At 52.6% G+C, this 13,602-nt stretch carries 15 protein-coding genes; 4 read left to right on the top strand and 11 right to left on the bottom strand.

Going from position 1 to position 13,602, the window contains the following annotated elements:
- Positions 1-5: 5 nt before the first annotated feature.
- The 6 genes from M0814_RS26645 to M0814_RS26620 are packed head-to-tail and all read right to left on the bottom strand — an operon-like array spanning position 6 to position 6,608.
- Complete coding sequence (locus M0814_RS26645) at positions 6-1,091, bottom strand: type II secretion system F family protein (protein ID WP_103486361.1); 1,086 nt, start codon at positions 1,089-1,091, stop codon at positions 6-8.
- Complete coding sequence (locus M0814_RS26640) at positions 1,088-2,608, bottom strand: ATPase, T2SS/T4P/T4SS family (RefSeq protein ID WP_103486362.1); 1,521 nt, start codon at positions 2,606-2,608, stop codon at positions 1,088-1,090. The genes M0814_RS26645 and M0814_RS26640 overlap by 4 nt, the downstream gene beginning before the upstream one ends.
- A 10-nt stretch (positions 2,609-2,618) precedes the next feature.
- Positions 2,619-3,137 carry a type IV pilus biogenesis protein PilP gene (gene pilP / locus M0814_RS26635; protein WP_103486363.1) on the bottom strand — a complete coding sequence of 173 codons (519 nt, stop codon included), beginning with the start codon at positions 3,135-3,137 and terminating at the stop codon, positions 2,619-2,621.
- Positions 3,127-4,440, bottom strand: a complete 1,314-nt coding sequence (gene pilO2, locus M0814_RS26630) for a type 4b pilus protein PilO2 (protein ID WP_103486364.1) — start codon at positions 4,438-4,440, stop codon at positions 3,127-3,129. The genes pilP and pilO2 overlap by 11 nt, the downstream gene beginning before the upstream one ends.
- Positions 4,441-4,443: 3 nt before the next feature.
- Positions 4,444-6,153: a PilN family type IVB pilus formation outer membrane protein gene (locus M0814_RS26625; RefSeq protein WP_177434785.1), complete on the bottom strand. Its 1,710-nt coding sequence runs from the start codon at positions 6,151-6,153 to the stop codon at positions 4,444-4,446.
- Positions 6,150-6,608, bottom strand: a complete 459-nt coding sequence (locus M0814_RS26620) for a TcpQ domain-containing protein (RefSeq protein ID WP_247868541.1) — start codon at positions 6,606-6,608, stop codon at positions 6,150-6,152. The genes M0814_RS26625 and M0814_RS26620 overlap by 4 nt, the downstream gene beginning before the upstream one ends.
- Positions 6,609-6,630: 22 nt before the next feature.
- Between M0814_RS26620 and M0814_RS26615 the strand changes: the two genes are divergently transcribed.
- Positions 6,631-7,161, top strand: a complete 531-nt coding sequence (locus M0814_RS26615) for a hypothetical protein (protein WP_247868540.1) — start codon at positions 6,631-6,633, stop codon at positions 7,159-7,161.
- A 130-nt stretch (positions 7,162-7,291) separates the two neighbouring features.
- On the opposite strand, the gene M0814_RS26610 is transcribed toward M0814_RS26615, so the two are convergent.
- The gene (locus tag M0814_RS26610; protein ID WP_103486366.1) at positions 7,292-7,831 is read right to left on the bottom strand and encodes a transcription termination/antitermination NusG family protein; all 540 of its coding nucleotides are present in this window, start codon (positions 7,829-7,831) and stop codon (positions 7,292-7,294) included.
- 261 nt (positions 7,832-8,092) lie between these two features.
- On the opposite strand from M0814_RS26610, the gene M0814_RS26605 reads away from it, so the two are divergent.
- Both M0814_RS26605 and M0814_RS26600 read left to right on the top strand, forming a co-directional pair.
- A complete protein-coding gene (locus M0814_RS26605) occupies positions 8,093-8,440 on the top strand; it encodes a helix-turn-helix transcriptional regulator (protein WP_103486367.1) in 348 nt (115 codons plus the stop codon).
- A gap of 167 nt (positions 8,441-8,607) precedes the next feature.
- The gene (locus M0814_RS26600) at positions 8,608-9,054 is read left to right on the top strand and encodes a DUF6392 family protein (RefSeq protein WP_247868538.1); all 447 of its coding nucleotides are present in this window, start codon (positions 8,608-8,610) and stop codon (positions 9,052-9,054) included.
- Positions 9,055-9,168: 114 nt separating this feature from the next.
- On the opposite strand, the gene traI is transcribed toward M0814_RS26600, so the two are convergent.
- Together traI and mobA are read right to left on the bottom strand one after the other, a co-directional pair.
- Entirely contained in the window at positions 9,169-11,124 is a 1,956-nt protein-coding gene (gene traI / locus M0814_RS26595; protein ID WP_103486369.1) for a TraI/MobA(P) family conjugative relaxase, read from the bottom strand.
- Positions 11,124-11,465 carry a plasmid mobilization protein MobA gene (gene mobA / locus M0814_RS26590; protein ID WP_103486370.1) on the bottom strand — a complete coding sequence of 114 codons (342 nt, stop codon included), beginning with the start codon at positions 11,463-11,465 and terminating at the stop codon, positions 11,124-11,126. The genes traI and mobA overlap by 1 nt, the downstream gene beginning before the upstream one ends.
- 862 nt (positions 11,466-12,327) lie before the next feature.
- Between mobA and M0814_RS26585 the strand changes: the two genes are divergently transcribed.
- On the top strand, positions 12,328-12,612 hold the full coding sequence (locus M0814_RS26585) for a mobilization protein (RefSeq protein ID WP_103486371.1): 285 nt from the start codon (positions 12,328-12,330) through the stop codon (positions 12,610-12,612).
- A gap of 361 nt (positions 12,613-12,973) precedes the next feature.
- On the opposite strand, the gene M0814_RS26580 is transcribed toward M0814_RS26585, so the two are convergent.
- Together M0814_RS26580 and M0814_RS26575 are read right to left on the bottom strand one after the other, a co-directional pair.
- Complete coding sequence (locus tag M0814_RS26580; RefSeq protein WP_146774727.1) at positions 12,974-13,156, bottom strand: hypothetical protein; 183 nt, start codon at positions 13,154-13,156, stop codon at positions 12,974-12,976.
- Positions 13,153-13,602, bottom strand: a 450-nt coding sequence (locus M0814_RS26575; protein WP_247868537.1) for a hypothetical protein, incomplete at its 5' end; no start/stop codon positions are given. The genes M0814_RS26575 and M0814_RS26580, both read right to left, overlap by 4 nt.

Genomic DNA, 13,602 nt, shown 5'->3' with positions numbered 1-13,602 from the left:
AAGAGTTACTTTGAAGCTCGTACAGAAGCGCGTTCGAAATTGTTCTGCATATCCTGTGTGCCGGTCACGATTAGCCCCATTACGACACCAATAACTAACATGCCTACAGCAAAGGATACTTTTGCTAACAACTGAAGTTTTTTAATACTGCTGGCGAGCCACCGGGCAGCATACTTATTGATGGCCTCTGGAAACCCATCGCGCCCTGCCAGAATCCGAATGAACTGAATGGCCTTTTTATCAGGAAAGTTGAAACCCGAATTTTCAAGAGCAACACCTAAGTTATCTCCCTTGTCCAGTCCATGTCTCGCACCGGCTATGCGCTCTTTAAGCCAAGGATTTGCGTACTCCGCAAGGGTTTTCAACGCTTCGTTTGGACCGCTCCCTGCCCGCATCATCACTGCAAGGTTCAGAAGGAACACCGATCCGTGAACCATACGATAGGTTGCATAGAAAGGTCCGTTGTCTACAGCTGCGCGTAAAGCACCTGTCCAACGCGGCAGGCTGACAATGAATGCAATAGCTAAAAGAAAAAGCCCGCAAATGAACAGAACACCGTAGTTAGTGGTCAGATTGGAGACCAGATAAAGCGCGCCTGAGCTTCCAGTCCACTTCGCGGGATCAGACACCTTCGCCATGACTGGAACCATTTGATCCGAAACCATCCACAACAATGTGCCCAATGGCAATGCTAGAAAGCTTGGATACATAACGGCTGAGGCTAATGCTCCACGAATTTGCTGTTGAGCATCAATCACCCGAACCACGTCGTCGCAGGCCTGGCTCAATCCTGCCCCACGGCTTCCGGCCGCGATTAACGATGCCTCTTCATAAGGTACCCAACGTGTTAAAGCTTGGCTAAGTGGCATCCCGTCGACCAAGTGAATCATCAGGTCCCTACTGAAAATCGCTAGAGGTTCGTTGGGCTTTTTCCCGCCATCACTCCAAATCAAATTCAGATCCTTCAGCGCATCGTTTGGGCTTACACCGTTTTCGACTAAATTCTGAAAGCCTTCATAAAAGTTGATACGAGTGCTGCTCGAATAACGCATGGTCACCGCAGCAAGAAGGTCATATATACGCTCTCTCATGCGGCACCGCCCAGGGTCATAACATCTTCATCAAGTTGGCAGACATCACGCTCGCCATGCGTTGGGTCGATTAGTCCCTCATTGATACGCTGGATTAAGTGTTGGTTTTTCGTGACACCGCCCAACTCTTTCACCCAATACACTTGCGCGGCAGCGCGCCCCCCCTTACGAAACAACTCCATGTAATCAAGGTTCGGCGTAATGATCTCAGCAACTGCCGTCCGATCGACAACCCCCCGACCTTGGCAAACGGTGCAACCCTCGCCCTTGAGAAAGACTTGCTCGGGGATGCATAGGTGATCGATTCGCTCGCGTATATCATTTGCGAGAGCAGAACGCCGTGACTCATAAGGTTCTTTGCAAGCCGGACACAAGACTCGTGCCAATGACTGGTTAACCAAGCCTTTGATCAATGCCGGGTCGTAGAGCAGGTTATCATCAACACCCAGGTCACCCAGGCGCTGGAAGGCTGCAGCAGCTGCGTTAACGTGGAGAGTCGACCAAGCACCATGACCAGTCAATACGGCCTGAATTGCGGCCATTAGTGATGCCCGATCCCTTACCTCACCAATCAGCAAGACATCAGGATCCAGACGCATCAGATTAGTGATCGCTTCATCCCATTTTTCTCTCGGCCCCAAAGGAGTCTGATTAGCTCCTTTGATACGGTACTCAACAGGGTTTTCAACCGTCACCAAGTTAATCGAAAAGTCCATTGCCTCCATCAGCATCCCGAGCAATGTTTGAATGCTACTGGACTTGCCCGACCCTGTAGTGCCAGTCAGCAGTACCATGCCGTCCTTTCGATGTACCAGCCGAGTCAGTGTCTCAATTTGCGATGGCAAATAACCCATTTCTGTCAGCGTTCGCTGTTTGCCACTGTCATACAGTAGACGCATGGCCATCCATGGTCCGTTCAACGTAGGCCGCGTTGCAATTCGTGCACCGAATAAGCCGCACCTCGTTACAAACTCGCTGCGCAGCCGACCATCCTGCTTGTCTTCTGGCTTCCAGCTATCACCAGTTGATTCACACATGGTTTCGTAAATCGATGACAGAACCCGATTGCCGTCAACACCCACATATGACGCGACCGTCTCCAGTTGGCCATGCACTCGGAAACGCACATGGTGTCCGTCTGGGGAAGCGAAAAAATGAATGTCACTTGCGCCGCTCTTGGTCCCTTTGTTCAAGAGTTCAATGACTTCTTCATGCTTACCCTTGCCGGATAACGTCGATGTCGACTGGTTTTTCCCGGCGACGCTCAATACAGTCCCATATAGAGCTTTGATCGCTTCCGGCGAAACGTATTTTAATTCAACCCGATGCCCTGCCCTGCGCACCTTCTCTTTAAACGCCAGAACAAACTGATTTGCCCCGTAGCCCTCGACAACGTGCAGCACATAGTCACTGGTCAGACAGAGCATCTGACGAACATCCTCATGGGCGGCGAATAGCTGTCCTTCGCCAGACAACGTGGTAATCGGTAAATCCGGAACACTTGTCAGTTGATTCATGAGCAAATCCTCAACGCATAGGCATAGGGGGCGCCATCGTTCCTGGCAATGACATCTGCATGCCACCCTGGGGTACTGGTGCCGGTGGAGTAGCAACGCCGAATTGCAGCGGTATTCGCCGATCACCGATGGTCAACACCACCCGATCAATACTCACCTCAGAGGCGAGAAAACCACCGGGTAGCTTCTCGCCGGATTTCGCTCTCAGCGTGGTGCCATTGGGATACAGAAGCGTCGCGAAGAGCCGCCCACCTACGCCCGAGACTCCCGTTACGGTTGGTAAGTCTGACGCGATAACCGAAGGCGCAGCGTTCGCAGTCGTGCGAATTTGCGTAAGGTCCACGCCGGCTTTGTTTGCGTTCTCCTGCAGCTTCCCCAAGGCCTCGGCACGCGCCGCCTTGGCTTGATAAAGAATGGTGTCACTCTGAACTGCCGACAGTTCTCCAACGGTGTGCAACTCCGTTGGCTCAGCACAAAGTGCCATTCGCGGCAAAAACAGCGCCGCCAGCAGTAATGAATTAATGCGCATAGATTTCTCCCTTCAGGCTCCAGCTGAGCTGGGGGCCCTGACGAACCACAGATATTTCAACCAGGCGCACACCTTTTAGATTCAGCCCGGCGAAGAGGTATTGCGGGGTATACGGTGATGTCAGCGAAAAGCTGAACTGCTTCCAGTCTGGGCGGGGTGCAGGAGGAGGCGTTTCCCCACCCGGGAGTGGCGGTGGCGGCGGCACTACGACTGGCACTTCAGCCATGTCCGCTTTCAGATCGAGCTGCTGCAGGTAGGAAGTGAAATCTGCCTGCAATTCTTCGAACGGCATCAGGTCGTCGTCGCCGCCGGCTCCCATACCGACCACGTCCCCGAGTCCGGCTCGGTCTGCCCCCTCCATTAACACCGGTGGGTTAGGAAAACGTCCTTTTGTCGCCTGGGCAAACTCGTTGAACGTCGTTTTACCGGACCTTCCATAAACGGATTCAAATGCCGTCGAGGTGCATAGGGCCGACTCAAATGTCCAACCACCGACTGACAGAGGTAGCGAATCGATTGCCGCCTGACAGCCATTGAGAAAATCAACCACTGCCGGCTGTGTGGCCCAGGGATGCTTAAGTGCTTGCACTGTCTGCTGGGCCCCGGCTCGGGCGTTGAGGTCGTCCAATTCCTTTTGACGCTTGAGCGCCGCCTGCTTCGCCGCTATGGCTGCCTCTCTGGCCTGGTAGGCCTGCCACTGGCTGTAACAGATCACCAGCACCAACAGAAATGTTAGGGCAGCGCCGATCTGCAGGATTTCGCGCTTTGTGAGACCGAACGTCAGCTGCTTTAGCTCGTATTCCTTGCGCAATACTTCGGGCTTAAGTAGCTCCTCAATGTCCAGTGGACGGCCGCGACACTCGAAATCGTCAGGAGCAAAAACCTCGCGAAACTCCATGACATTAGGCTGACTATCCATCTCCTTGAGACGGTAAAGAACCTCAAGTCGATCGCCTACATAGTCGCCACCAGGAACGACCAACCCATTGAATACCGCCACTAAAGCGAATTGGCCCGACGGTAGAGCAAAGGCGCCGAGCCATGAGTCATGCTTGATTTGACCGGCCAGTGAAGCGGCGAGCGAGTACAGGCCTTTCGTTACACCGTTGTCTTTTTTGACAAAACCGGCTTGAGCCATGAACCCTAATCGGATTGCAACGATGTCCATCGACTCGCGCTTGCCAATTTCCCGGGCCTCGCGCATGTAGGCACGTTGCTTAAGCGGTTCCCACACAAGCCCGGAAACGAATGGTTTGCCGTTGATCCTGACGATATTGATCTCAGAGCCAGACGTTGGATGCATAAGTCACTCCAAGACTATCGGGGTGATAATCAGTACAACCACATCCCGTGATGATTTCCGCGTACCGCCTCCGCCAAACCAGAAGTTGCTCGCGCTTCCTGTACCGGACTTGTTTGCGTCTTCGGTAATTTGATCAAACCCGCTCAACACCAAGGTCTGCCCATTTCGAAGCTTCACGGACTGGTTAAGAATCTGGATGTCGTAATTGGGGGTTTGGACTTTCGAGCCGCCGCTGGAAACTTCGCCAAAGACTGGATCACTGCTCATGTTGACGGCCAGCTGCAGCAGCAACTTGTCTCGAGGCATCACCAAAGGCTGCATCTGCATGTTGAAGCCAGATGTGATGGATCCGGGTGTCAATGACGTTGTAGACCCAACGTTTGCGGACTGGGTTTGAGAACTTGATGCGAGATAACCCCTGACTCGACCGATCTGCAGCGGTGCCGTTTGCAAGTTCAGGGTCGTCACCGATGGGGCACGGTAAGAGGACACACGACCTTGCTGAGACAGAGCTTGGATGATCGCTTTTGAGCCTGCCCAAGGCGAACTGGCAGTATCGAGAATGCTGACTGTACTGTTGACTGCACCGCCATCAATCCCAGGGAAAGTGTTGTTGAGACCAAACCCCCACTTACCGCTCACCGACTTGTAAACCAGGCTCCAGTCAATACCGTACTGGTCCTTGTCATTGAGGCTGACAGAAATCACCTCGACATTGATCAGCACCTGCTTGGTGATGTTTTCATTCTCGGTGTCCAGATATTCAGACACGCGATCAAGAACGTCTGGCCTGTCAGTAACACTCATGACGCCGGTAGTCCGCGAAAAAGACATGCGGTCTATGGTCAACATGCTTCTAACGTTGTTCTCAATGTCGTCCATCAGCGATGAGACCATCACCGTTTGAGTCGACTGATTACTCCCAGATTCACCCGAAACACCAGAACCGCCGGAGCTAGCTTGCCCGCTGCTCCCTCCAGATCCGGATGTTCCCGCAGACGCGGACATTCCGGACTTCACTTCAGTATTGAAGCTACCGGTCTTGTTAAACGCGTAGATGGGGAACTGGCGCGTATCGAGGTAGAAAATTTTGATGCTGCCGCTGCCTGGCTCGTATTTCCACGACAGGCCAAGGCTGCCTGTTTTGCTGTCAAGCAACCCCGAGAGCTTACCAACGTACTTCTGTGCACTGCCCGTTTGGAAATGAAGGGGGGCTGATGCTGCGCCATACGCTCCAGCAGAGGACGTCCCGCTGTAACCCGGGAATAAGTCGGCGATCTGGTCACCGCCTGAAGCTGAGGCTACTGGGGGCGGCCCAACAGTGCGGCCGGAAGTCTTGTTTTTCGCGTAGGAGGCGCCGTAATCCAATGCATCCGGTGCAACTCTGGTTGGAATCCCTGTGTTATCACTAACCCATTGAGCAAACTGCTGCAGGTTCTTGGTCTCGTTGTACTCAACAGAGACGTCGAGCGAAGGGGGTAGCCCCTTCTTGATGGGTAGCGGCTTCGTGCTGACCCACTGCTCGTTCGTGAACACGACAGACGACTGAGAGGAAGACTTCTGATTACGCAGAGACCGCGCAAGCGAATCAGCTTTGTCAGTAGTTGCATCCACACGGTCCATCGATTCGTTGACGCGTTTGATTTCACACCCTGCCAGCATTACTGCCAACGCAATCAACGTCAGCGCTGCCGCATGTGTACGAATTTTCATGGTGTTGCCCCTTTTGACTTCTTCAAGTCTTCTGTGACGATGAGCCGATGTTGCGGACGCCGACCGTCAACAATGAAAGAGCGATCGGCTTTGTCGTAGAGGTGAAAGATGCTGGCCACCGCCTCTTCATAACTGCCCTCGAAACGCAACGGTGCTTCGATTCCGTAATCAAGATCCTCGGCGCGCCATGACAGGGTGTAACCAGCGCGCTGGCTCCATGCCGTGATGACCTTGCGCAGACTTTCACCTTCGGAAGCGATCCATACAGGCTTGGGAATCGGTGCAGGAACAGCCGGCTTTGGAGTTGCTACCGGAGGTGGTGTCTTAGCTGCAGGAGTAACGGGCGCAACGACCGGAGGTGGCGCATGCGTCGAGGAGACAGAGAAGTCCTTGGTCGCGGTTGTTGTCGTTGACTGCGATTTTGAAGGCGCTGTAGTTGAACCAGGAGTTTGCAAGGGCTGCGCAGAGGCTACTTGCTTGGGCGTACTCCAGGTGGTCGTCGAAACTTGCGGCGGCTTAGCCGGCGAAGCTGTTGATATTGGCGGCGCAGCGGGGACGGCTACAGGTACGGCGGAAGAGGTCTTCGCAATAACCGGTGCAACAACAGCTGGAGCAGCTGGAGCTGAACTGGTCTGGTGCAACTGGCGTTGCGCCAGGCTGATCGCTGATGCGCTTTGCGCAATCTGCTCGTCCACCCAACTGTCAGCAGGAGCCTGGACTGTTTTGGGTGGGGATGTGCAACCTGAAATCGCTGCTACAAGAGCAGTTAAAAGAAAGGGGCTTCGCATAATTGCCTCGCAGCTGAGCGTTGGCTTGTATCGCCTACTCATCGTTTGTGTTTTGCATTTCCTTGATCAGGCGCGCTTTGGTCTCATCCGTGATGTTGAAAGCCAGATGACGCGCCAACTTGGCCGGGGTGATTTGCTTCCCTACTTCAGAGCTGATCGCAATCGCGGCAGCAAGAAGGTGGGCGTACCCATCAGTTCCCACATACACAACGCGCGTTGAGGTGCTTCCCCGTGGGGCCCGACCTCGAGGCTTTGTTTCCATAAGTTTTCTCCGGACAAATGCAAACACACCGCTATGCGTATGCATGCGGTGTGCTTAAGTCGATGTGTGGGTGTTTTAAATCAGAGAGCTACCAGAGTCGTTCGTCGATCTGGAGCTTCTCAGTAATCGATGCGACACGCAGTTGCGAGTAAGGCCGAGCAACTACATCGGCTAGCAGTGAATCACTTTTGAGCAAAGCGAAAAGAGCTGTTTGACGCTCAACCACATTTTTCATCAGCCTGATTGCAGAAAGCGCGTTCAGCACCTCTGCAGGAACGTTACGGCATTCCAGGTTAATGATCTTTTTGTCAATCTGAAGCAGCATTGAATGCTTCAGTGCCTCGACCAACCCGTTGGAAACGGTACTGATCGCGCCCCCAAACCGAACAAACTCTTTCACGCCACCAATGTCCAGAATGACAGAATGGTGAACCAGCTCAGGGTTGATTCTCACAAAGAGGTAGCCTGGGAAAAGCGGCTTTTCCGTCTTTCGCGTCCCTTCGCAATCTCGCCGTTTCTTGACCTGAACAATTGTTGGGGAATATGCCTCTACGCCGAGAAGCTTAAGCCGCGTTGTAACCTTCTGAAATGCATGAAAATTATATGTGATCAGGTGCCATCGAAACATCCCTATACCCCTGTGTTCGGGCACGCGCCGCCACAAACGCGCCGTAGCCCATCCCTTTCCGCGATCCCTCCCGGGAGGGTCGCCAGACCGTCATGTTGACGGCGGCGGATTATATGTACAGTGTGAAAAATTGCAATGGCACAGAGCCATTACCGATTCTATGCACACTGAACAAAATTATCAATCACATATGCAAATAATGCAATTTTGCCATTCCAAAACGCAGGGCACGCCCGAAACTGACGCATTTCAGGCGGAAAAATGACATCTCCAATACGGACGCTGATTGGGTCAAGGATTAGATCCCACCGCAAAGCGATGCAGATTTCCCAAGCGGCGCTTGCAGAAGCTCTTGATTTGGAGCCGACCACGATCAGTCGCTACGAGCGCGGTGATTACGCCCCTGATGCTGAGCAGCTAGTCAAATTGGGGAGTTTCTTCGGAGTCTCGCCGCTCGACTTCCTTCCCTCACAGGTAGAGGCTCGCTGGCAAGCTGTAAACGAACTACGGTCAGTTCTCGTCGATTTGGTATATCGAATTGATGATCCAGCAGACTTACAGCGTCTTATCCTCGAAGCGCGTAGCTCAAAAAGAGCTAATATCCGCTGAACCAGCCCTGCATGTAATGGATCCCATTTAGCAAGGACTAGCACAAGGCCACGTGAGCGCTGGTAAAAAGCGCGGCTTCACGGCATCTTATCGGCCCTTCTGGGCGCGAGAGGCGCGTTTGGCGGGGATATTTCAACAGGTCTGAGGCACAGATGAACTCCGTAAATATGGAACGTTTAATCAAGAACCTGGGTTGTTCATACGATGCTCTAATTGCAAATCATGTAATCAAAAATCTTCCACTACAGAGCTTGTACGAAGACGGTGATTCATTAGAGATCGAGCCGGTTCCTGGAATAGAGTTAGTATTCTGGCCCGAAACCGAACGTTTCGAGGTTATATATATAACTTTAAAGGATAGTGATTTACCAGAGTACGAAGGAGAGTTGCCAGAACCTTTTAAAGAAGTCAAAAGCCAAGATGATGTTCATCGAATTTTTGGCGACCCAGCTTTTTCGAAAAGTGCACTGGAGCTTTTTGGCACAGGGTTAAGCGGGTGGGATACATACCAACTCGACCCACAGTGGCACCCTGCTGCGCTAATGGAGTTTCAATATGTGAAGGATATGCGGATTGGTACACTTCTGTTTTCATTGATCGACCGAAACGTCTAGTCGAGTTTCTCGCCTTGGGTGCGCACTGGGGAGCGCCTTGCAAGTTGCAGCTGTCACCCTGGATCTTAATCAACCCGAAAGACGCTCCCCAGTGCGCACCCATTCAGCAGAGCCTCAAAGCTGAGGCTTCAATTCCGTAGGCTCGTTCTCATCATGCAAGTCTGCTTCATGCGCGGATCGATCTGCAGGTCGCTCAACCTGATGGTCCAGTGGGACCTCCAGAGACGCTGATTCAAGATACTGGAACCGCACCTGCTGACCCGAATCAGTCACTGCGAACTTATCAGCTCCGTACTGAGCGTTAAAGCGGACACCAGCGTATAGCATCTCATCGACGAAATCAGGACTGCCGACAACCTCAACACGCTCGCCACTTTTCGTACTCGCAAGCCCCGCCGCCATCTTGTAATTGGCCTCTTGATCCAGGTCGTCAAAACCTGACCTGATCTCAACCTGGTCCCCTCTATCAACAACCCCAACACGACCGTAACGAAGGTACTCGATAGTGCCATCACGACGGAGTTGAGTAGCGTGACTACGGCGATCTAGAACGGCCGTATCATCAGCAGGGGCGAACCGAACTATACCGTCAACGTGCTTTTCGATAGCTCGCTCTTTGCGTTTTTCTCTGTATGCGAAGCCTCGCAGTTGGCTTACTGCGGCTTCGTCGCCCTTCAAGGCCTCCTGCTCAACCCACACTTTATACGCAAGTGGCCGAAAGGCTCCTTTATCGGCTAGCTCTTGGCGTTCCTGGCGTAACTGAACGCGTAACTCAGCCATGGCTTTCATACGCTCAAATTCGGCAACGCGGTACATGAGTTTGCGAAGGAGAGGATCTTTGAACGAACGTCGAGCATGCAATTTCATTGACTGAAATCGAGAGGCGATTTCTTGCTGTCTTCCCGGCACATTCAAATCAGGCTTCGACCAAGAATCACGGTAGACCTGGTACCGAGCTTTAAGCGCTTCACGGGCTGCGGCACGTTCCTCACGCCGCTGTGTTCGAACATCTTTATCACGTAGATGGAACGATGGTTGGTATGTTTCAAAGACACCATATTGTGCTTCAAGTGGATCGACAGCGGTGAACGAAGGCGCGTCCTTGAAAGCGCCGTAATGCGGCTCAAGTCGAGCCTTCGTCAAGCTGGGATGGATAGACGATGCCTTCACCGGTGAACTGTCAGGGCGGAGTGCATCGTAGATAACCAGGCCGCCTCCCTGCTCGCGCAGGCCTAGACCATTTTTATGCAGTAGCAAATGGACAGGTTCCCAGTCTGAGAGATTACGTCCAATGATCTGATCGACCTCATCTCTAACGGTTCGAACCGAGTAGTGGAAGAGGCTTTCCTTGTCCGAAAATATCTGGGTTTTAGCTGCACCTTGTGGCGCACTAGGAAACCGGAAAGGTGCAGGAACCAGCTTATCGTTATCGTTCCATTCCCAACTGCCATTGTCCTGTTCGAAGCCGAACCGACGCTCCAGGACGCGACAGCATTTCTGAAGCCGATCAACATCGTTCCACATGTTTGCAGCTTTGAATGTAGTGGGATTGACCCGGTTCACAGCGACATGGCAATGAACGTTATCGGTATCGAAGTGTATCGCCGTCACATACTGATGCCCATCCAGCCCTAGGGCATCGATGCAGTGTTTTGCACTTTCGAAAACCTGGGCATTAGTCGGCGCTTCATGCTCCTGCCAGGACAAAATGAAATGGTAAACGGGATCTGCGCAGCGAGGACTTTGCGCAGCAATCATATTCATTTCAGCCGATGAGGTCTCCCAGGAAAAACAGTTGGTTTCACAAGGAACATCACCTACGAGCGCGCGCTGCCTGCCGTCGGCAAACTCCTCAACATCACGAATAATCGGTTCAACTGCGTCGTTTCGCTCGATGTAATCCACAAGACGATCAAAGAGCTCATTCTTCGCTTGGGATGGTGCTGAGTTTGGGGTGTCAGTAACGATATCGTTTGCAGGTGGCTTGTTGTCCCGGACGCTAATGTACGCTACCAGTTTGTTGAAACTGGTACGTCCGTTTTTCGGTTTCTCGGGGACAATGACATTCATTACTTCTTCTCTATGACAACAGGCTCGGGCTGCAAATCGAGCAGCAATACTGCCTTCTTCAAGGCGACCAACGTTTGCGAAAACTCACGACTTAACTCTTCAGTCATTCCATCCTGCATCTGGTTATACAAATGCTTTTGCAACCCCCCGAGACGAAGAAGCTCCCCCATTAGACGTTTGTCGGTACGGGTCAAAATCCTGCGGTTTAGAGCTGAGCTACGAAGTAAATCTGAGACCGTCAAACCCGCAGCCTCAGCTTTCGCTCGAATCAGCTCCTCCTCCTCTTCATTGCACCTGGCTTTAAGCCATTTGTTTCTCTGACGCTTTTCGCTTTTCGACATAACGGCTTTCCAACATTACACAACGGGGTATCGGGGCGCAGCCCTGATCAGGGTTTTGGGGACATCCGACCGCGTGCGGGCGGTGGCCACAAAACATTTCCTGTCCAACAATGAAAACGCATTTCAACCTGAGCCTTCAGCGATCCGTCCTCCCCCGCTGCCCGACTCAGATTCAGCGCTGAGCCTACCATTGCCGGGGCCATCGCGTGAAGTGGTCACAGTCTGTTGCCACGCCAGTGTTCAGCATGAAAGCAATGGATCGACGAGCTGCGCAGGTGCATGGCTTGAAATGGGCTGTGTCAATGCAGACGCACGGCGGCGCGCCGACGCTCTAACGAGAATGACTCAGGTTCTCCGCGAAAATGCCGCTCGACTGGATTCGACGATAGACCTCAGTTAACAATCGCTGGACAGCTTTCAGTCAAGATTAGGGCTGATGCGACGAATAGATAACTGGACGTGTTTGGGTGGCGATTCTGCCGCTCGACTGAGAAAGACTCGAATTCACTATTCGCCCTTCCGCTGATCCGCGCTAAGCCGCAAAATCTGCGGTGACACACCGCTCTATGAATATCGGCAAACTATGGCATTTCCTGCTTATTACGCAGGCATTCCAAGCTGACGTATATAGTGAATGAAATGGCCAATGGGTTCGACACAAGTGCGCCGAAAACCAAAAATCGCCTGTGCACTTCGCTCAAATTCTTTTGCCAATGCGGACGAGGCGGCACGGCGTTTGATCTGTTGCGTTATCGGAATGGCAGGGTAAAAGCGGCTTCAAAGTGGGGGGGTGTTCGGGCGGGTGGGCATGGGCTAAAATTCGGCTCTCAGTTGATCCACTTTATTCAAAGAGATGCGACGCATGGCTAAGCGAAAAACTTATACGCAATCACAGATTCTGGATTTTGGCGCTCGATTGGCTGAGCTCCCGGATCTGAGCAAGGAAAAGATTTCGACCGCAGAAGCCCTGCAGGAACTGAAAGAACAAATTGTGGATCTTGCAAACAAGCGGGGATATTCGCCATCCGAGATTAAGGACGCGCTGGAAGGTGTGGGAATGACCGTAACGGTCAAAGCTATTTCAGACATTCTTGGATCTCAGAAGAAGCGGCGAATCACTCCAAAGGTACCAGCCAAGGCTGACTGATCTTCGATCCATTAAGATCTATTTGCCCTGGTCGAATCCCGATATAAGAAAACCCCGCATAGGCGGGGTTTTACTTTGTTTTACGTGATTGTCCTTCGCTGATGATTACATCGAGTCCCGAACGTCCAGTCCTTCATTTCGTAACGCTGTGGCAATGCTCTCGACGGTTTCGCTGTTCCATTGAGTCCCATCAAGAAAACTCAGAATGGTATTGAGCAAAACTACGGCCCGATTGACAGCCGCCGCGTGTTCCTTGGACCTAATCGAGCCTCTGGCTTCTCGCAGCAGGTCGATGATTGTCGGTTGCGTTGAAGACATAATTACACTCCAGAAGGGTTGCCCGGCTAAGCCGGGCGGTTGTTCAGGGTTTGCACTTCGGGCAGGTGCACGCAATGCCGTTTCTTCGCATGCTCTTGCCTTGCAAAATCGCGGTGCTATAGGCGGCAAGACTCATTCGACTTTCGGTATAGATCCGCACTGCTTCGCGATCGTCTCCGTGATAGCCTGCAACTCTGATGTGGGCCAGCGCTGCGTTACGGTTCACGCCACCTTTCCTTCTGCTTCTTCGTTGCATTTCACAACGCAGCGGATCCGCTCAATGATGACGTCATGGGTCAAATCGCAAACATCGTCGAACTTCCAGTAGCTCGTTCCAACCCGGGCATAGATCGCGGTGATCCGACCATTTTTGTGTTCGGTTAGCTTGAACGACTCGGTGTCCAGATTGCTTTTGCGGCCCTTGTTCTCAAGCGATGATTTTGCGTAGTAGAAGTCAACCGAATCGATCGGCCTCGGAACGGATTTGCACATCGCCTCGATCGCCAGCATTGTGTCCGCCAAGGGGCCGATTACTGCGCCGGGGTACTTCTCCTGAACCTGCATGAAAGTAAGGCCGGCAAGCGCACTCACCAGCTCGCCGTCCTCCCGTACGCGGACGTCATCGATGAACCACGGTTGATTCGGAACGTAGAACACACGTTTCATTGAAAT

This window comes from Pseudomonas sp. MWU12-2020 (assembly GCF_023100605.1).
GTDB lineage: Bacteria > Pseudomonadota > Gammaproteobacteria > Pseudomonadales > Pseudomonadaceae > Aquipseudomonas > Aquipseudomonas fluorescens_H.
The sequence above is the reverse complement of the archived record's forward strand: the minus strand, read 5'-3'. Positions and strand labels throughout refer to the sequence as shown.

Coding starts and splice junctions, on each gene's coding strand:
- M0814_RS26645 (WP_103486361.1), bottom strand. CDS start 1,091: ATGAGAGAGCGTATATATGACCTTCTTGCTGCGGTGACCATGCGTTAT.
- M0814_RS26640 (WP_103486362.1), bottom strand. CDS start 2,608: ATGAATCAACTGACAAGTGTTCCGGATTTACCGATTACCACGTTGTCT.
- pilP (WP_103486363.1), bottom strand. CDS start 3,137: ATGCGCATTAATTCATTACTGCTGGCGGCGCTGTTTTTGCCGCGAATG.
- pilO2 (WP_103486364.1), bottom strand. CDS start 4,440: ATGCATCCAACGTCTGGCTCTGAGATCAATATCGTCAGGATCAACGGC.
- M0814_RS26625 (WP_177434785.1), bottom strand. CDS start 6,153: ATGAAAATTCGTACACATGCGGCAGCGCTGACGTTGATTGCGTTGGCA.
- M0814_RS26610 (WP_103486366.1), bottom strand. CDS start 7,831: ATGTTTCGATGGCACCTGATCACATATAATTTTCATGCATTTCAGAAG.
- M0814_RS26605 (WP_103486367.1), top strand. CDS start 8,093: ATGACATCTCCAATACGGACGCTGATTGGGTCAAGGATTAGATCCCAC.
- M0814_RS26600 (WP_247868538.1), top strand. CDS start 8,608: ATGGAACGTTTAATCAAGAACCTGGGTTGTTCATACGATGCTCTAATT.
- traI (WP_103486369.1), bottom strand. CDS start 11,124: ATGAATGTCATTGTCCCCGAGAAACCGAAAAACGGACGTACCAGTTTC.
- mobA (WP_103486370.1), bottom strand. CDS start 11,465: ATGTCGAAAAGCGAAAAGCGTCAGAGAAACAAATGGCTTAAAGCCAGG.
- M0814_RS26585 (WP_103486371.1), top strand. CDS start 12,328: ATGGCTAAGCGAAAAACTTATACGCAATCACAGATTCTGGATTTTGGC.